General features: G+C 56.5%; 18 protein-coding genes. 11 read left to right on the plus strand and 7 right to left on the minus strand.

Translation table 11 applies throughout. From position 1 onward, the window contains the following. Positions 1-22 precede the first annotated feature (22 nt). The 4 genes from IT971_RS14215 to IT971_RS14230 all read right to left on the minus strand — a co-directional run bounded on the left by IT971_RS14215 (position 23) and on the right by IT971_RS14230 (position 2,868). Positions 23-583, minus strand: coding sequence for a YcjF family protein (locus tag IT971_RS14215; RefSeq protein ID WP_037992689.1), 561 nt, complete (start codon positions 581-583; stop codon positions 23-25). Positions 584-684: 101 nt separating this feature from the next. Further along, positions 685-1,938, minus strand: a complete 1,254-nt coding sequence (locus IT971_RS14220) for an SPFH domain-containing protein (protein ID WP_223305173.1) — start codon at positions 1,936-1,938, stop codon at positions 685-687. A 181-nt stretch (positions 1,939-2,119) separates the two neighbouring features. Further along, a complete protein-coding gene (locus tag IT971_RS14225) occupies positions 2,120-2,317 on the minus strand; it encodes a hypothetical protein (RefSeq protein ID WP_037992693.1) in 198 nt (65 codons plus the stop codon). Between the two features lie 44 nt (positions 2,318-2,361). Further along, positions 2,362-2,868, minus strand: a complete 507-nt coding sequence (locus IT971_RS14230; protein WP_063094787.1) for a YcjF family protein — start codon at positions 2,866-2,868, stop codon at positions 2,362-2,364. A 206-nt stretch (positions 2,869-3,074) separates the two neighbouring features. Between IT971_RS14230 and IT971_RS14235 the strand changes: the two genes are divergently transcribed. The 4 genes from IT971_RS14235 to IT971_RS14250 are packed head-to-tail and all read left to right on the plus strand — an operon-like array spanning position 3,075 to position 7,574. Next, on the plus strand, positions 3,075-3,869 hold the full coding sequence (locus tag IT971_RS14235) for a hypothetical protein (protein WP_063094789.1): 795 nt from the start codon (positions 3,075-3,077) through the stop codon (positions 3,867-3,869). Beyond that, entirely contained in the window at positions 3,866-5,884 is a 2,019-nt protein-coding gene (locus tag IT971_RS14240) for an MFS transporter (RefSeq protein ID WP_063094791.1), read from the plus strand. The genes IT971_RS14235 and IT971_RS14240 overlap by 4 nt, the downstream gene beginning before the upstream one ends. Next, on the plus strand, positions 5,881-6,906 hold the full coding sequence (locus IT971_RS14245) for an ABC transporter substrate-binding protein (RefSeq protein ID WP_063094793.1): 1,026 nt from the start codon (positions 5,881-5,883) through the stop codon (positions 6,904-6,906). The genes IT971_RS14240 and IT971_RS14245 overlap by 4 nt, the downstream gene beginning before the upstream one ends. Beyond that, the gene (locus IT971_RS14250) at positions 6,903-7,574 is read left to right on the plus strand and encodes a GNAT family N-acetyltransferase (protein WP_063094795.1); all 672 of its coding nucleotides are present in this window, start codon (positions 6,903-6,905) and stop codon (positions 7,572-7,574) included. Before IT971_RS14245 ends, IT971_RS14250 begins: the two co-directional genes overlap by 4 nt. Before the next feature lie 9 nt (positions 7,575-7,583). Here the strand turns inward: IT971_RS14250 and IT971_RS14255 are convergent, their stop codons facing one another. Next, positions 7,584-8,849 carry a TAXI family TRAP transporter solute-binding subunit gene (locus tag IT971_RS14255; RefSeq protein WP_110252818.1) on the minus strand — a complete coding sequence of 422 codons (1,266 nt, stop codon included), beginning with the start codon at positions 8,847-8,849 and terminating at the stop codon, positions 7,584-7,586. Positions 8,850-9,120: 271 nt separating this feature from the next. Between IT971_RS14255 and IT971_RS14260 the strand changes: the two genes are divergently transcribed. From IT971_RS14260 to IT971_RS14270, 3 genes are all read left to right on the plus strand, one after another. Beyond that, positions 9,121-10,203, plus strand: coding sequence for a diaminopropionate ammonia-lyase (locus IT971_RS14260; protein ID WP_063094799.1), 1,083 nt, complete (start codon positions 9,121-9,123; stop codon positions 10,201-10,203). Positions 10,204-10,336: 133 nt separating this feature from the next. Next, a complete protein-coding gene (locus tag IT971_RS14265) occupies positions 10,337-11,986 on the plus strand; it encodes a cyclic peptide export ABC transporter (protein WP_037992704.1) in 1,650 nt (549 codons plus the stop codon). A gap of 2 nt (positions 11,987-11,988) precedes the next feature. Further along, the gene (locus IT971_RS14270) at positions 11,989-13,662 is read left to right on the plus strand and encodes a cyclic peptide export ABC transporter (protein WP_063094801.1); all 1,674 of its coding nucleotides are present in this window, start codon (positions 11,989-11,991) and stop codon (positions 13,660-13,662) included. Positions 13,663-13,666: 4 nt separating this feature from the next. On the opposite strand, the gene IT971_RS14275 is transcribed toward IT971_RS14270, so the two are convergent. Together IT971_RS14275 and IT971_RS14280 are read right to left on the minus strand one after the other, a co-directional pair. Further along, complete coding sequence (locus tag IT971_RS14275) at positions 13,667-14,407, minus strand: thioesterase II family protein (protein ID WP_063094803.1); 741 nt, start codon at positions 14,405-14,407, stop codon at positions 13,667-13,669. Between the two features lie 57 nt (positions 14,408-14,464). Further along, positions 14,465-15,007: a 4'-phosphopantetheinyl transferase superfamily protein gene (locus tag IT971_RS14280; RefSeq protein ID WP_139190032.1), complete on the minus strand. Its 543-nt coding sequence runs from the start codon at positions 15,005-15,007 to the stop codon at positions 14,465-14,467. 141 nt (positions 15,008-15,148) lie between these two features. Between IT971_RS14280 and IT971_RS14285 the strand changes: the two genes are divergently transcribed. The 4 genes from IT971_RS14285 to IT971_RS14300 are packed head-to-tail and all read left to right on the plus strand — an operon-like array spanning position 15,149 to position 17,375. Then, a complete protein-coding gene (locus tag IT971_RS14285; protein WP_063094806.1) occupies positions 15,149-15,550 on the plus strand; it encodes a hypothetical protein in 402 nt (133 codons plus the stop codon). An 8-nt stretch (positions 15,551-15,558) separates the two neighbouring features. After that, the gene (locus tag IT971_RS14290) at positions 15,559-16,317 is read left to right on the plus strand and encodes a beta-ketoacyl synthase chain length factor (RefSeq protein WP_063094808.1); all 759 of its coding nucleotides are present in this window, start codon (positions 15,559-15,561) and stop codon (positions 16,315-16,317) included. Further along, positions 16,310-17,131, plus strand: coding sequence for a 1-acyl-sn-glycerol-3-phosphate acyltransferase (locus IT971_RS14295; RefSeq protein WP_063094810.1), 822 nt, complete (start codon positions 16,310-16,312; stop codon positions 17,129-17,131). The genes IT971_RS14290 and IT971_RS14295 overlap by 8 nt, the downstream gene beginning before the upstream one ends. Continuing rightward, entirely contained in the window at positions 17,112-17,375 is a 264-nt protein-coding gene (locus IT971_RS14300; protein WP_007090636.1) for a phosphopantetheine-binding protein, read from the plus strand. Before IT971_RS14295 ends, IT971_RS14300 begins: the two co-directional genes overlap by 20 nt. Position 17,376: the final 1 nt, after the last annotated feature.

Here is a 17,376-nt window from a genome sequence, read left to right on the forward strand (position 1 = left end):
GGTCTGAAAACCCGACGATCAATCAGGCTTTGGCGGTCGTTGCACCCGCTGCCGGTTTGGCCGTGGTTTTGCCGCCTTTGACAAATTCGGACGCCTTGCGTTTGCCGTCTTCGAATTCGTCCTTGAAACGACCCTTCATTTCATCGGCATCGAAATCATCAACCGTTCCGCCCTTGGCAAAGTGCCAGGCAAAAACACGCCCCAGCGCATAGGTGCAGGCACCAGCAAAGGTCGGCATTGCGACAACGCCAAAGATCGTGCCAACAACCGGAACCTTGCGAACCAGTGCCGCCGTTGCATAACCGACACCGGTCATCGGCAGGACCGTTGCAACTAGGGTCGAAATCGAACTCTTGATCGCGTTCTCAGAGAACGGAACACCGTAAATGTCGCAAAGCTTTGCAAGCATCCGCACCTGGATCGTGCTGCTGGTGGCCATTTCAAGGAACGGGATCGGGACAAGACCACCAACCGCAGCATAAACGCTATGACGATGGATGCAGTCACGGGACTGGGCACGAATTTCATCCGCCTTCGCGACGGCCACTTCTTCAGTCTCTTCGATGGTTTCTGCTTCGCTCATTATCGCCTCTTGAATTTGTACCTGTAAGTTGATGGTCTGCACGCAAAATCTATTCTTCAACTTTACCTGAACTAACCTGAAGTAGCAACGTGCAACACCCTTTATTTGCTACCGGTTTTTGAAATTTCAGGCTGCCCTGCACTCTCACGTGTCGCGGCAGGTTCCATGTCGCTCTGTTTGACAACACCACCCCCGTCACCACTGGACGGATCAAACAGCGGGGCAATCGATTTCAGGACATCGCCGGCCGTTTTACCCGCCGTTGAAACATCCTCTGACGCGCCCGCTGTCGGGGCTGTCGGTTTCATCGACGGTGTTACCGGCGGTGTGGCCGAATTTGCCGCGCCGGGGCGCGCGCGTTTGTCCGACGGATCGACCGGGGCACGAACGCCCGGCGAAATCGCATTTTGCGGCGCGATTTCCTGCGACCGCGCATTAAGCGCCCCGGAATTCGGCAGGCTTTCCGCCGTATCGTTCACAAGCTCCGCCCCCGAATCTGAATCCGTGGTGCTGGCCGTCGGCGAATCTGCGGTATTGAGGATCACGGGCAGGCCATCTTTGCCGCCAATGATGATCGTCTTGCTGTTTTTCGATGTCGCAAGCGTCATGGTGGCTTCGATACCGCGCAGGCGAAGATATTCCTCGGTAATCGTTTTGGCGACGATATCCTGGAATTCCCGAATACCTTCCGCCTCGATCTTCTTGCGTTCCTTTTCCTTTTCCTCGCGCGCCAGACGGAAATCATATTCCAGCATGGCCTGATATTGTTCAGCCTTGCGTTCAATCGCATCCGCAACGCGTTCGGGCAGGATCACGGAACGGATCAGAACGTCTTCAACCGTCACCAGCCGCCCCTGAAAACTCTGATTGACCAGTGATGATCCAAGCTCGTTGACCATCCGTTCAAGGATTTCGGCCTGAATGAAGGCACGGGTTTCGGTATAAAGCTGTTCAGGCGTGTAACGCGAAATCAGTTCACGCGCATGCGATCCGATTTCCGGATACACAAGGATTTCCGCATAATTCGGCCCGACAAGCTTGTGCAGCATCCCGACCGCTTCGCGATTGATCCGATACCGCACCGCAATGTCGACTTCCATCGACAGGCCGTTCGATGAAATGGTGTCATAAACCCGCGCCTGATTTTGCAGACGCGCGTCATAGATATACATTTCATCCCATGGGAAGATCATGTGAATGCCCTCCCCATAGCTTTTGTCAACCACCGTCCCGCCAAAGAACCGGTACCACATCACCGCCACATGCCCGGCAGGCACGGTAATGAAAATCTGCGGTGCCAACGCGAAAATCGCGATCAGCAAAAACAGAATCCCGATCAGAAATGTCGTGCGCAACCGCCGCAGGCGTTCCCCCGCGCTAATGAAAAAGCGCCGCCAAAAGATCGACCACCGCCCTCTTTTGCGGGCGGTTGCGTTTTGGTCTGGTGCACCGGGTGCGACTGTCGCGCTATCAACCATTCATCATCTCGTCGTCGGATTTATCGTGACGCATGCTGATCGCCCGTCAGTCATCATCTTATTCATAATCAAGGTCTTTAAGCTTTTCACGAAGCTCCCGCGACGGGCGCGCAACAATCTGAACCAGAAAATCACCAATCGGGGTGATCACAATCGCCAGCAGGAAATGCCCCAGAAATCCGAACGATGTCCGGCGGCCAAGCATGCCGCAAACAATGCAGGCCAACAGATAAATTACAATCAAAATCAAATGCATCGTTTCGCCACCCGAATTCCTGTTATTGCGCGATTACGCGTTCTTCACGCCGTTTTCTCGTCCTGATCGAATTTCAGGCCTTCCTTGAATTTCCGGCGAAAATCGGCCTCTGCCTTTTGGGCGTCAAAATCCGCCATCGTCCCGCCGGCGGCGTAATGCTGCTGAAAAACCCGACCAAGCGCATAGGTAAATGCCGCATTGAAACCCGGCATGGTCACGATGCTCAGCGTCGATCCGACAACCGGCATCACCTTGGCAATATTGGAAAATATCCCCGTCCCCAAAAGAGCCCGCCCCAAAACGCCGCTGGTAATGCACGCGGTTAAGGCCGCAATCACGGATTTGCCACTGCTTTTATTGAACGCAACACCGTAAACATCGCTCAGTTCCGCCAGCATTTTAAGCTGCACGGCAACCGTCGCCGCAGAATCGAGAACAGGAATCGGAACAAAACCGGTTCCCGCCGCCCAAAGGGCATTGCGTTGCACAACACCACTTGCAATCCGGTGCTGTTTGCGCCGTTTCAGCACTTCAAGCGTTTCAGCCCCCATAACGTCCCCCAGTTTATTGTCCCGCGCCAAATCATAATCGCTAACTATCAGCACTGCAAACCGAATCAAGGTTTTATACAGCCTTGACCCCAACCCCGATGCAATCAACCATATGGTTTGTGAAAGCCGCTTTCTGAGGATATAACCGGCTTAACAGGATCATGTTTTGAAAATATTTTGAAAATATATCTCGCCGGAGACACGTTTTGAAGCTGTCTACCAAGATCGGGCTGGCCCTTTTCCTTGTGCTTGCAAGCGCACTGAGCATGACCACGGTCCTGAATTATCTGCGATTCGACCAGACCCTGCACACTCTTCTGGCCCAGCGCATGACCGTGATCCTCAATGAAACCAGTCAGGATGTCCTTGCCGGGATCGATCTGGGCTTGCGGCTGGAAAACATGGAAAACCTTCAATCGGTCCTGAACCGGCGTCTGGATATGGCCAACGATATCCGCAATGTCGCCGTTCTGGACTGCAACGGCACCCCAATCAGCAACGCCACCCGGTCCCCAGACAGCCCCCCCAATGATCAGGCACTCTCTGGCGCGGCAATATCGCAACAGACACGTGATCATTGGATCGATTTCACACCGGGGATCGCCACCGCCGGACAGGTCCTGCGCGACAGCCTTGGCCAATGCGCGGGTCTGGTCGTCATCACCGCAAACTCGCAGGCCTCCGAAGCCAAACTTGCCAATGCCTTCTCTGAAATGTGGAAATCGGCGGCCTTCGGCATGGGCATGATTGTGCCCATCCTTGGCGTCCTGTTCATTCTGATGCGCCGTCGCCATCGCGTTTTCGAAGAACTGCACGAAGATCTGGCGCGCGCTGTTGCGGGCAAGGCCCCCAATACCCGCCCCCATGATGGCGATGTCCTGACCCAAAGCGAAATCGAACTGATTTCCCTGTACCGCGAAATCCGCGATCAGTTGCCCCACGATACGCAAAATGACGGTACCGAACGCACATCGAAAACCCCGGCGGAGCCCCTGAAATGACCCCCTCTGCCAATCCGAAAACCAAACCCGATACCCCCGCATCCCCTCATGGCGGCAATATCCGAAGCCGCCTTTTCCCCAAGGGCACGATCTGGATTCTGCTGCTGTTCAGCACGATCTCGCTTTGCATTGCCTTGGTCGGGATTTCGTGGCGGGCCGCCGAACTGGCGCGTGCTGATCTGCAAACCGAAATCCGCGAAAAGGCCGAAATCGAAGCCCGGGTTCTTGGCGAAAAAATCGAAAATGCCCTGCGGCTCGGCATTCCGCTCCGCGAGATTGTCGGCTTTGAAGCCGTCGTCTATCAGCTTCGCGATGGCGACCCCGATCTGGTTTTTGCCGCCATCACCGACATGGGGGGCGACATCCTGCATGCGGGCGGCCTGCCATCGGATGAAATCGCCACCGCCCTAACGGCCCCGTCGGGCAACGATACCGCCTATATCGTGACCCGCCTCAACCTGCCCCGCGCCGAGGGGCGCGACGATATCGAGGTGGTCCTTGGCCATGCCCGTGCCGCCCTGATGCGCCCGGTTACTGATAACCTTTATGACATTGCAATCATTTTCATCATAACCCTCGCCCTTTCATTTGAACTGATGTTGCTGGTGTTAACCGTCAATGTCGCCCTGCCAGTAAGGGTTGCGCGCAAGGTGCTGGGCAATGTGCGCGACCGCAAATTCACCCTGCTGCATGGCCAAAGCACCCATGACGAAATCGGCCAGTTCATGGAACGCATCAATTCCCTGATCAACACCACCGCCAAAAAGGTCGGCACACATCCCCAACGCGAACGGGAGGTAAAGCTGATCGGGGTTCGCATGCTGGCCTTCATGTTTGTCCTGGCCGAAGAACTGGCCCGTCCGATCATGCCTGCCTTCTTTAGCCAGGTCACATCCCACAGCATCGACGGGCAGCTTGGCGCAGGCGTGGTCATGGCGGTGCATCTCCTGATGGTTGCCCTTGCCATGCCGATCTGCAGCCTGTTTCAGGAACAGGTCGGGTCACTGCGCATGTATCTGTGCGGCGCGTTTCTGGCGACACTTGGTCTGATCGGTACCGCCTTTGCCGTTGGCATCTGGGATCTTGTCCTGTGGCGCGCATTATCGGGGATCGGTTACGCCACCACCTTTGTCGCCTGTCAATCCTATGTCCTTGATGCCACCAATGACAGCAACCGCACACAGGGAACCGCCATGATGGTCAGCGGCATCATGCTGGCTGATATCTGCGGCCCGGCGATTGGCGGGATTGTCGCTGGCCATTTCGGCCCGGATATGACCTTTATCGCCGGTGCGACCATTGCGTTTCTTGCCGTCCTTCTGGCCTTCTTCCTGATGGATAATATGGTGCGTGGCAAAACCCCACCGCCGGTCCCGACCAGGGCCGCCCTTCGTGCCATGCTCGGCAATCGCCGTTTGCAGGTGCTGATCCTGTTTGCCGCCATCCCCGCCAAACTGATCCTTAGCGGCTTTTTATATTACCTGACCCCGATGATCTTGCTGCAATCGGGTGCGACCACGGCCGAAACCGGGCGGGTGATCATGCTTTACGGGCTGGTCGCGATCCTGACCGGCTGGGCGGTGGCAAAATGGACCGACAAAAGCCAGAACGAAACCCGCGCGGTCGGCATTGGCGGTGGTTTGACCGCCGCCGGATTGTTGCTGGCGGGCTGGCTTCCCGAATATGCCCTGTTTGCGGTTGCCGTCGCCTTGCTAGGCCTCGCACAGGCAACCTCAATCCCGGCACAGCTTTCCGCCAGCCTGAAACTCAGCAAGGATTTCACCAAGGATCACGGCACCGGCCCGGTCCTTGCGGTCCTGCGTCTGGCAGAACGTCTGGGCGGGGCGGCCGGTCCGCTGCTGGCCGCCGGTCTGACCCTTCTGGTCGGAACAACGCAGGCCGTCCTGATTTTCGGGGTTTTTGCCGCCGTTTCGGTTCTGTGCTTTGAACTTCTGATCGGTCATGTGCCCCCAGAACAAAAGGGCGAACAAAAAGCACAAGGAGGGACGAAATGACATTCCCCCGTCCCCCGGCTTTTCGTCTGCTTGGCATTCTTGCGGTCTTGATCGTCGCACTCAGCGCGACGTTATTGCCAACGGCATATGCGCAATCATCAAAGGCCCCGCTTAAAATCGCCATGATCCTTTGGCGGGGTGAAACCAATGTCGAACAGGGATTTCGCGCCTATTTCGACGAAAACAACATCCCCGTCGATCTGACCATTCATGACGTTGCGCGTGATCTGTCGCGCGTGCCTGCCATCATCGATCAGATCCGCAAAGACCCGCCCGATCTGGTTTACACATGGGGCACCGGGATCACATCTTCTGTCGTCGGCAAATATGATGCCGTCGATCCGGCGAAAAACATCACCGATCTTCCGGTGGTCTATGTGATGGTTTCATCGCCTTGGAAAACCGGTATTGCCGCGCCTGCGGGCCAAAGCCGCCCCAATGTCACCGGGGCAACCCACATCGCCCCGCTTGCCGCCCAGATCAATGCCATCCGCGCCTATCGCCCGATGGATAAACTCGGCGTGGTCTATAACAGCCGCGAAGACAATTCCGTTTCCAACGTCGCCGATCTGACCGAACTGGGCCGCGAAATGGGGTTTGACGTTCTGGCCGCCCCCCTTGGCACCGACGACGAACCATCCGCCGATGACATCGCCCCCGCCGTTGCCGAACTGGCGCGCAAGGGGGCCGATATCCTGTATATCGGGCCGGATAACTTCATCGGCAATTATCGCGATACCCTGACCGATGCCGGTTTTGCCAACGGGCTTGCCGCCTTTAGCGCGACCGAACTTGAAGTCCGCGATGGTCACGCCATGCTGGGCCTTGTCAGCCGCTATGAACTTGTCGGCCGTCTCGCCGCCAGCAAGGTCGAACAAATTCTGATCGGTGGCATATCACCCGCCGATATCCCGGTCGAAACGCTTGACCGGTTTTCCTATCTGATCCGGCTGTCATCGGCGCGCAAACTGAAACTCTATCCGCCGCTGTCGCTGCTGGATTACGCGGAGGTCATCGAATGACCCAACTGACCCGGCTTGATCCATCCCATCTTCCGGCCATCATCGCCCTGCATCACAGGGTAATTGCGGACCTGCCGCCGGGCAATGCCGCCACCGAAACCGATCAGTTCTTTGCCGATCATCTGGATGCCTGCGGGCAGATTTTTGGGGCCTTTGACGGGGACCGTCTGATGGCCTATTGCGTGCTGGGATTACCGCGCGAAACCGATCCGAATTTCGGCACCGACCATCACCTTCCCCCCGATCAGTTGGGCAAGGTCGCCCATATCGACGGGGTCGCGGTTGATCCGCAATGGCGCGGACAGGGGTGGCAACGCCGGATGGTCGAACACCGCATCGAAATCGCCCGGAAATGCGGGCGCACCATCGCACTCAGCACCGTCGCCCCAACCAATTTCCCAAGCCTGATCAGCACGGTCTCAACCGGCCTTGCCATTCATGGATTGATCGCGAAATTTGGCGGGAACCGTTTTCTGCTGCGCCGGGATATCGGCCCCGATCAGGATGCAAAATTCCCGTCCGCACCCGATCGCGCAATCTGGTGCGCCAGTGACGATCTTGCGACCTGCCGGAAATTGCTCGATGACGGGTTGATCGGCCTGTTTTGCCAATCATCACCCCATGGCACGGCGCCGCGCATCGGCTGGGTTCCGGCCATACCCGCTTAATAACGCTGCTTATTGCTGATAACTGTAATTCCATTTGCTCGGCCCTTTCGGGTCGGCCTGCTGATAATAGGGTTGCCAGTCACAGGCATGCGCATCTGTTTCCCAATAACATGCCGCCCCCTTATGGAACGGCAGGAAATTGCCCTTTTCATACATATCGTCGGCAACCACGCTTCGGAATGTCGGATACATTTCCTTCATCCGGTCGATATTTTCATGAACGATCCGCGTGATCCAGTACACCACATACGGATCGGCCGGTTCATAGGCGATAAGGGATGCCTTGAACCCATAGGATGCAATCGCTTCTTCCTGCGCACTATATGTCTTTGCTGGCAAAACCTGATTAAAGAAATACTGGTTTGCCCGCACCATCTCATCTGTCAAGGGGCCGCCCATGCCGACAACCCGCGCCCCGCAGCCAAGCGTATCTTCAATCAGCGTCGCCGGATGCCCGATCCACAGACCGAACGCATCAATATAATTCTCGCAGATGCCAAGTTCGTTATAATCCTGCGCAACATTGTAAACGGTATCAAGATCCTCAAGCGTGATATCGTACCGCGACAGAAGCTCAAGCCACAATTCCCGCGATGCCGACCCTTCCGGCCCGATATTGATGCGTTTGCCGCGCAGATCGCCAACCGATTCAATGCCGGAATCATTGCGCACCACCAGCAACCCCATTTCATCATGCAGCGACATCACCGACCGCGCACCGGGGATCGGCGCAATGCCTTTCTGCGCTTCCCAGTTATTGTTCGACTGCACAATGGCAAGCTGCACCCGTCCTTCCTTCATCAGGCGGATATTGCTGCCGACACCCTGGGATCGCAACGGCACGCAATGCACGCGATGGCGCTCAAAGGTACGGCTCATCATCTCGCAAATCTGGGCTGCAACCTTGAAATACACGCCACTCGTGCTGCCGCTGTAAATCGCCGCGTAATAGGATCGTTCGGTCTGGCCATCACCGGCAATCACATCGGTGTTGCTCAACACCGCCAGACTTTCCGGGTCGGTTGTCCGGCGACGATATTGCGACAACGGAATGGCATCGGGCTTGTAAATCAGGCCATCAATCAGGTCCGGGTTGGATTTTGCCGGGTCGATGATCGCATCGTCATATGTGTCGACATCGATATCAGGCAGGACGTCAACCGGCGACATATCGGCACTTGCATCCTCGGCAACGGTGCCGCTTTCCTGCGCATACGCACCCGCCGCCCCCGCCGACAGCAGAATTGCCAGCATACCGGTCGCAATCATTCTCATGCCGATCTCAAAACGCAAAACCGTCCACTCATCGTTTGTGATGAACCAATCCTCGCATCCCAACGGCCATCCTAAAGGATCGCCCGGAAGCCCGTCGAGAGCGAAGATGAATTAATACCCTTATTCTCAGCGATTTAACACAATCGTCTTCACCGCAATCCTCACCGATCGTCGATATTCAGATTGTGTTTGACGCAACATCATACGCCCCTCATAAACCAGAAGACCATATAACAGAAAACCGGACCACGGCCAGATTTCGGAGAAGACGATGACGTCCATCATCGCCCTTGATCCCGGGCGCAACGATATTTATCAGGCTTTCGACCTGATATCCTCCTGGCCGGAATACCGCCAAAGCCCCCTGATCCGCGCCACCGGTCTTGCCCGCGAACTCGGTCTTGGCACTGTCTGGATCAAGGATGAAAGCAAACGGTTCGGTCTGGGCGGGGTCAAGGCACTTGGTGCCCCCTATGGCCTGAAACAGCAGCTTTTAAAACGCGGAATCACTCCCGGAAGCCCCCAATGTGCGGGCTATACCGCCGTTGCCGCAACCGATGGCAATCACGGCCTTGCCGTGGCATGGGCGGCCCAAAAATTCGGCTGTCATGCGCGGATTTATGTCGGAACCGAGGTCGATCAGGCCCGCATTGCCCGCATCACCGATAACGGGGCTGAAATCGTCCGGGTGGATGGCACCTATGACGATGCGGTCCTTGCCGCCGAAAATGCCGCACAATCGCCCGACGTGCTTCTGATCACCGATACCGATTATGGCCATGAACTCGACGTTACCCGCGATATCATGGCGGGTTATGCGGTTCTCGGCATCGAATGCGCCCGCCAGCTTCGGGCTGAAAACATCACCCCCGATCATGTTTTCCTGCAATGCGGGGTTGGCGGCATGGCAGCGGGTTGCGCCATCGGGCTCTGGCATGAAAGCGGTCAAAAACCTAATGTCTGCACGGTGGAGGCAACAAACGCCGCCTGCCTTCAGGCAAGCCTTGCAACCGGTGAACTGACATCGGTTCCGGGCAAGCTCCTGACCCGCATGATCGGACTGTCCTGTGGCAAACCGAGTCTCCCGGCGTTTGAAATCCTGCGCGAAGTATCCACCCACAGCATCGCGATTAATGATGACGTGGCGCTTCTGGTCCAAAACACGCTTTCCGCCGGGATCAATGGCGACGCCCCGCTTGAAACATGGGATACCGGCATTGCAGGCATCGCCGGGCTTTGGCATGTCGCCAAAAACCACGACCTTCGCGCCCGTTTTGGCCTGAATGCCCAAAGCAACGTGCTCGTGATCAACAGCGAAGGCCCCATTCCACTGCCATACCGCGCAAATATCTGAATTCTTTCGACGCGAAAAAGGCTTTCCGTTATGCCACCAACTGGACAGCGACTGGACAGCCCTGCCGGGCATCGGTACAGTCGCGCCAGACCGTGCAAATGCCCACGTCGGGTTCTATGGGGACTGCAAACAGATGAAATTGCTCGAACTGTTGTCTTGGGGGGATAACAGACTGATGGCCCGGCTTGCCTTTGCCGGTGCGTTATCAGGTGCGGGCAGTGCGGTCCTGCTGGGGCTGGTCAATACCGCCGCCGAAGGCATTGCCGATAACGGTGTCGATCAGGTCGACTGGCTTCTGGCCGGCGGCTTCATCGCCCTTGCCGTGGTCTATTTCCTGGCCGAGGTTTTCCTTCTTGCCAACATCTCGACCCAGATCGAACAGGGCATCGACAAGGTGCGTCGCAAACTGCTGGGTCAGATCGCCCATGCCGACTTTGCCCGGCTAGAAACCTTTGGTCAGGCCCGCCTGTTTGACAGCATCACCCAAAGCACTCAGGTCATTTCGCAAAACTCGCACATGATCGGCATGTCGTTCCGATCCCTTCTGCTGGTCGTTGCGGTGATGATCTATGTCTTCTGGCTCTCCACGCTGGCCTTTTTCCTGATCGTGATGGTGATCGGGGCCGGGATTGTCATTTACCTGCAGATGGGCAAACAGCTCGGCATGTGGTTTGGCAAACTCCATCTCGCCGAAACCAGCCTGTTTGGCAAGGTCGCCGACCTGTTTTCGGGCATCCGCGAAGTTCGCATGTGGTCATCGCGCAGCAGCACCCTTTTCAATGCCTTTTCGGAAAACTCGCTGACAAAGGAACAGATCACGGCAGAAACCCACAGCCTGATGTTCCGTCAGATGATCATGGGCATGACCGCCTTTTATGTCCTGCTTGCGGTGATCGTCTTTATCGTGCCGGTCTATACCGATAATTTCGGCTCCACGGTTTCCAAGGTCAGCACCGCCGTCCTGTTCATGATCGGCCCGATCAGCACTGTGGTGCAGGCAATGGCGGTTCTGGGGGCGGCCGAACAGGCCGCCGCGCGCATGGTAACCCTGTCACAGGATCTGGACGAAATTGCCGAACCGATTGACGAAAACGGTACAAAGCTGCCCGATACATTTTCAAACATCGCGTTTGATGATGTCTGCTTTACCTATCCCAACCGCGACCCGCGCCACGGCTTTGTTCTTGGCCCGATCAGCCTTTCGGTAAAAAAGGGCGAACTGATTTTCATCACCGGCGGCAACGGGGCGGGCAAATCCACCCTGATCAAGCTTCTGACCGCCCTTTATCGCCCGGTATCGGGTGCCATCCGGTTTGACGATATCCAGCTTGGCGCGCAAAATATCGCTTCTTTCCGCGATAAAATCGCCACCGTGTTTTCCGATTTCCACCTGTTTTCCGAACTGCACGGATCGGCCGAAATTGATCCCGACGAAGCAGATTACTGGCTCAACCTGTTTGAACTGTCCCATGTGACGGGTATTCGCGACGGCAAATTTGTTTCCATCGCCCTGTCGGCCGGGCAACGCAAACGTCTTGGCCTGATCACCGCCATTCTCGAACATCGCCCGATCCTTGTTCTTGATGAATGGGCCGCTGATCAGGACCCCTATTTCCGTAAAAAATTCTATTACGAAATCCTGCCACAGATCAAAGCACGCGGCATAACCATCATCGCCGTCACCCATGACGACCATTATTTCGATGCCGCCGACCGCCGCCTGCATCTCGAATCCGGCACCCTGCACGAACTTGACCGCAACGACCCGCGTGGAAGGATCTGATCATGCTGCTTATTGATCTTCTGCGATCCCGAACCCGCATCGATCTGCGCCATGCCGTCGGCCTGCTGTCGCTGGCATCAATTGCCACCACCATGGTGCTGATCATCGTCAATCTGGCCGCCGAACAGGCCGAAGACGGTGTGGCCAGCATGCGCTATCTCGGCATGATGGCTCTGTCGCTGATCGGCTATATCTGGGCCCAGAAAAAATCCAGCGACTTGATCGCCGCCGAGGTGGAACACATCCTCCATCAACTCCGCCTCAGCCTGTTTGATCGCGTGCGAAAAGCCGCCCCCGATACGCTGGCCAAGGTCGGACAGGGGGCGGTTCAAACCGCCCTCACCCAGGAAATGCAAACCGTATCGGCCGCCCTGCCCCTGATGTTGAATGGTGTGCAGCAGGTGGTCCTGATCATCTGTGTCGCGGCCTATCTCGCATGGCTCTCGACCTTCGCCTTCGTGATGATTTCCGTTCTGGCCGTTGTGGTTTCAACCATCCATCTGCAACGCATGCGCAAAATCAACGCCGCAACCCGTGACGCGATTGACGATGAAAACCTGCTTTTTGGCGGCCTGACCGATCTGTTGCATGGCTTCAAGGAAGTCAAAATGAACAGCCGGCGTCGCGACGCACTGCTCGGCGCACTCAATGACCGCTCCATCCGGGCACGCGACACCAAATCCGTGGTCAAGGCCCAATGGTCGCGCGAATTCGCCCTGATCCAGTTGGCCTTCTACGGCATGATGGCAGCCATGGTATTCATCGTTCCGATCTTCACATCGGATTATCATGACGTTGCCGTGCAAACCACGACCGCGGCCCTGTTCATGATCGGCCCGATCGGGGCCGTGGTTGCCTCAGTCCCCAGCTTCACCGATTCCGATGTGGCGCTCCGCAAGATCAACGATATCGATCACCAGCTCGAAGACGCCCTTGACGCCCAACATGCGAACGAGGCCGCGAACGGCACCTCATCGCCCGAAACTCTTGATAAATTGCGCGGTGCCCTTGGCAATATCGCCGAAATCAGCCTGCGCGACGTTCGTTTCGCCTATCCCGGCACGACGGATAGCCCCGGCTTTGCCGTCGGTCCGATCAATGCCACCTTCAAAAAGGGCGAAATCACCTTTATCACCGGCGGCAACGGGGCTGGCAAATCAACCATCATCGCCGTTCTGACCGGCCTTCGCCCGGCGGCAGGCGGTTCGATCATGGTCAATGATTGCCCGCTCCCGACCGACGCCCTGCAGCTTTATCGCGATCATTTCGCGACCGTGCTGTCGGACTATCATCTGTTTCGCGAACTTTACGGCATTGATGAGATCGACCCGAAACGGGTTGAACCCCTGCTCAAACAGATGGAAATCGATGACAAGGTCGAAATTGATGACAACGCCTTTTCAACGACGTCACTGTCACAGGGGCAACGCAAACGCCTTGCCCTGATCGCGGCCCTGCTCGAAGAAAAGCCGGTTCTTGTCCTTGATGAATGGGCCGCCGATCAGGACCCGCATTTCCGCTCGGTCTTCTATGAAAAAATCCTGCCATCCTTACGCAAGCAGGGCAAGATCATCATCTGTGTCACCCATGATGACCGCTGGTTTGACGCGGCCGATACGATCTATCACGTCCGCGACGGCGAATTTGTCGACGGGCGTCAAACCACCTCCGCCTGATCTGTTACGCCACCATCAGCGCGTCCCGGACCACGTGCACGATGTCATCCCCGCCATCGCGCAGGAAAAAATGCCCGCCGGGCAAAACATGCTTGGCAAAATCACCCGTGGTCGCCGCCGCCCAGTCATCCAGTTCATCCGGCACCGGGTTCGGGTCATCCGCCCCGCCAAAGGCGGTAATCGGGCAGGACAGTTTGGGCAATCCGGTCGAAACCGCGGTTTCCGACAATCTGAAATCCGCCCGAAGCCCCGGCTCGAACAGGGCGCGATATTCCGCATTTTCCAGAATTTCGGTGGGCGTCCCGCCATAATTGGCAATCCCCTGCCAGAACTCATATGATGACAGATGATGCAACGGTGCCCGATGCCCCGCCATATTCGGCCCGCGCCGTGCGGCAACAAACAGATGAACCGGCGTTACCATCCCCGCCTGTTGCAGATGACACGCCAGATGATGGGAAATCAGCGCCCCCATCGAATAACCGAAAAACGCAAATGGCCGATCCATAACCGGCTTTAACCCATCGGCCACCGCCGCAACCATCGCCGAAAGATCATCAATCACCGGATCGCCAAACCGCTGCTCACGCCCCGGCAGATTGACCGGCACCACATCAATGTCATCGGGGAACTGTGTCAGCCACGGCCGATAGGCCAACGCCCCACCACCGGCAAACGGAAAACAGAACAGCCGCATCCGCGCCCCCGCCGTGATATTCTGACCGACCCAGACATTTTGCGTCATGTTTCTTTCCGCCCCAATTGCCGACTGCTTTACCTGTCGCAATAATATCGCGCAAATTCAAGCCGCTAAACGCGCCAGCGCGCCAGAAAACCCATCCATCGTTTCAATCGCGATCAATGTGGCCCGTGACTGCATCACCGGGTCGGTTTCGCCCGTCGCCTTGAATGCCGCCTCGTAATCGCACCAGCCCTGATAAAAATCCCGGCCATCCGCATCCCCGTCAAACAGCCAGCGTGACAGGGCGTCGATATCACGGCTCGGGTCACGATACTCGATATCAATGCCGATCATGGCATCCGGGTCTTTGGCAATCGCCACCGCCACAAGATCGCGGCTGTGGCTGATACTCGCACAATGGGTCACACCATCGATGATCAGGCCTGGCTGCCCCGAACTTTGCCGCACGGTTTCATATGTCCCATCCCCGGCGATATCCGGCCAGATATAATGTCCAAGATCGCCCAGCATCTGCCACGCTTGGGCCGAACTTTGGCGGCGTTTTTCCGTGCGGTCGCCCTTCAGATCATCGACCCGCTGCCAGCACCATAAAACGCTGCCCCCAAACGCGGTCTTGACATCGATGATTGCGTTTTTTTTCATGTATGTGGCAAGTTTTGGTTGTTTTGTTGTCGACGGGTTCATTAAATCAGGGACGTCTGCCCGGCTCGGGCAATAAAAAAAGCGATAATTGATCCGATCAACCGGATCAATCTGATAATATCAATAAAAGGCAGGTTGGATATGCGCAGTTTGAAATTTGCAGTCGTCGGTTTGCTGGCACTTGTTGTTGCCGCGTGCCGCACCGCCCCGGTTCAGAATGTCAGCAGTCAGCCCTTCCCGGCTGATGCGTCAAAACTCAGCATGGCACAGATCGAAGAAAGCATCATCAAGGCCGCAGGCGAACGTGAATGGATCGTTCAACGCAAGGCCGAAGGTGAACTGATCGCCACCTATTCCCCACGCGATCATCTGGCCAAGGTTGAAATCGATTTTGACCAGTCCGAATTTTCCATTTCCTATGTCGACAGCACCAATCTGAACTATGATGGCACCTCGATTCATTATAATTACAATCGCTGGGTCAATAATCTGCGACAGGATATCTTGCGCGAAGTCTCGGCAAAGGCCGTACTCGCGAACTAGGTTTGGATATGAGTTTGCTGCACGCCAGAATTTCGCACTGGGCTTTCTGGGAAGACCGCGATGATCGCGCGGTCCTGAAATCCGGAACAGCCGGGCATACCGAAATCCCGCATACCGCAATCCCGATTGACGATATGACCGGTGCCAATCTGGCGCGCTGCCTCAAACCCGCCTGGCGGCGGCGTCTGGATCTTTATGGTCGCGCCGCCGCCGAGGTGCTCGGCCATACCATCCGTGATGGCGATAACCCGCATATCGTTTTTGCCTCCCGCCACGGCAATATTGATCGCACGCTGAAACTCCTCCATCAGGTCGCGACAAACGAAACCCTCTCCCCCGCCGATTTCAGTATGTCGGTGCATAACGCGCTTGTCGGGGTTGCCTCGATCAACTGGTCGATCACCCAAAGCCACACCGCGATTTCGGCCGGGAATGACAGCCTGATAGCCGCCCTCACCGAAACATTATGTCAGCTCACAAGCGAGGATGGCCCGGTCATCCTGTGCTATGTCGATCTGCCACTGCCCGATATCTACCATGACGAGGACCCGGACGACATTTCCGGCACCGCCCTTGCCATCCGCTTTGACCAGCCAACGAAACCGGACGGCAAAATGTTCTGGTTCGATCCGATCCCCGATCATGATCCCGCCCCCATGCCACACCGCCAGGCACGCGCCATCGCCGCCTGTCTGGGGGCATCGTCAAAAACCGGGTTGAACCTGCCGGGGAAATCCGGCGGCTGGGCCATGCAACCGCATGGCTGATAAACACGGCAGGCCGATACGGTCGTCAAAGGGCTTTAACTGGTATTGGCGGCTACTGGCGACCGGCTTTGCCTTTTCATCCTTTGGGCTGGGCGGGCTTTTGCTGGCCATCACCATTTTCCCCGCCATGATGATCATCCTGCGCGACCGCGCCAAACGGCGCAAATACGCCCAGTTTGTCATCTGTCGCGGTTTTCGCCTTTTCACATGGATGCTTGATGTCACCGGTGTGGCCGTCGCCCAGACCGAAAATATTGAACGCCTGCGATCCGCACGTGGTGCGCTGATCATCGCCAATCATCCGACATTGCTCGATGTCGTGATGATCCTGGCCCAGATGGATCGCTGCCAGTGTGTCGTCAAACACGAACTGTTTCGCAATCCGTTCATGGCCGGTGTGGTACGTGCGGCTGGTTTCATTCGCAATAATGATGACCCGGAAAACCTGATTTCGCAGGCGCGCGATCATCTGGCAACCGGTGCCTGTATCCTGATTTTCCCCGAAGGCACGCGCACGCCCAGCCGCCGCAAACTGGGCCAATTGCAACGCGGGGTAGCGAATATCGCGATAGAAACACAAGTCGACTTGATTCCTGTGGTTGTGCACTGTAATCACGATACCCTGAAAAAGGGGGTACCGTGGTATCGCATTCCGCCGTCGAAAATCCGTTTTCGCCTCGTGGTCGATGCACCGCTATCATTTGGGGACATTGCTGATCCGACGTTAAGCCGTGCTAAACAGGCCCGTTTGCTGACCCGGATCATCAAGGATTATTATCTGGACAGACTGACGCATGACCTCGCTGGAAACTGAGCTTAAAGCCTTCATTATCGAGACGCTCAATCTCGAAGACATAAGTGTCGAGGATATCGACAGCGAAGAAGCCCTATTTGTCGATGGGCTCGGCCTTGATTCCATCGATGCCCTTGAACTTGGCGTTGCGATCCAGAAAAAATATGATGTCCGGATTGATGCCAAAAACGAAGATGTGAAAACCCATTTTGCATCGGTACGCAATCTGGCGAAATTCATTCAGGCATCGGGCAAGGAGGGGTAAT

The organism is Thalassospira sp. B30-1 (assembly GCF_015767575.1).
Lineage (GTDB): Bacteria > Pseudomonadota > Alphaproteobacteria > Rhodospirillales > Thalassospiraceae > Thalassospira > Thalassospira xiamenensis.

Coding starts and splice junctions, on each gene's coding strand:
- IT971_RS14245 (WP_063094793.1), top strand. CDS start 5,881: ATGACATTCCCCCGTCCCCCGGCTTTTCGTCTGCTTGGCATTCTTGCG.
- IT971_RS14275 (WP_063094803.1), bottom strand. CDS start 14,407: ATGACGCAAAATGTCTGGGTCGGTCAGAATATCACGGCGGGGGCGCGG.
- IT971_RS14225 (WP_037992693.1), bottom strand. CDS start 2,317: ATGCATTTGATTTTGATTGTAATTTATCTGTTGGCCTGCATTGTTTGC.
- IT971_RS14285 (WP_063094806.1), top strand. CDS start 15,149: ATGCGCAGTTTGAAATTTGCAGTCGTCGGTTTGCTGGCACTTGTTGTT.
- IT971_RS14260 (WP_063094799.1), top strand. CDS start 9,121: ATGACGTCCATCATCGCCCTTGATCCCGGGCGCAACGATATTTATCAG.
- IT971_RS14250 (WP_063094795.1), top strand. CDS start 6,903: ATGACCCAACTGACCCGGCTTGATCCATCCCATCTTCCGGCCATCATC.
- IT971_RS14290 (WP_063094808.1), top strand. CDS start 15,559: ATGAGTTTGCTGCACGCCAGAATTTCGCACTGGGCTTTCTGGGAAGAC.
- IT971_RS14230 (WP_063094787.1), bottom strand. CDS start 2,868: ATGGGGGCTGAAACGCTTGAAGTGCTGAAACGGCGCAAACAGCACCGG.
- IT971_RS14265 (WP_037992704.1), top strand. CDS start 10,337: ATGAAATTGCTCGAACTGTTGTCTTGGGGGGATAACAGACTGATGGCC.
- IT971_RS14295 (WP_063094810.1), top strand. CDS start 16,310: ATGGCTGATAAACACGGCAGGCCGATACGGTCGTCAAAGGGCTTTAAC.
- IT971_RS14280 (WP_139190032.1), bottom strand. CDS start 15,007: ATGAAAAAAAACGCAATCATCGATGTCAAGACCGCGTTTGGGGGCAGC.
- IT971_RS14255 (WP_110252818.1), bottom strand. CDS start 8,849: ATGAGAATGATTGCGACCGGTATGCTGGCAATTCTGCTGTCGGCGGGG.
- IT971_RS14240 (WP_063094791.1), top strand. CDS start 3,866: ATGACCCCCTCTGCCAATCCGAAAACCAAACCCGATACCCCCGCATCC.
- IT971_RS14300 (WP_007090636.1), top strand. CDS start 17,112: ATGACCTCGCTGGAAACTGAGCTTAAAGCCTTCATTATCGAGACGCTC.
- IT971_RS14215 (WP_037992689.1), bottom strand. CDS start 583: ATGAGCGAAGCAGAAACCATCGAAGAGACTGAAGAAGTGGCCGTCGCG.
- IT971_RS14270 (WP_063094801.1), top strand. CDS start 11,989: ATGCTGCTTATTGATCTTCTGCGATCCCGAACCCGCATCGATCTGCGC.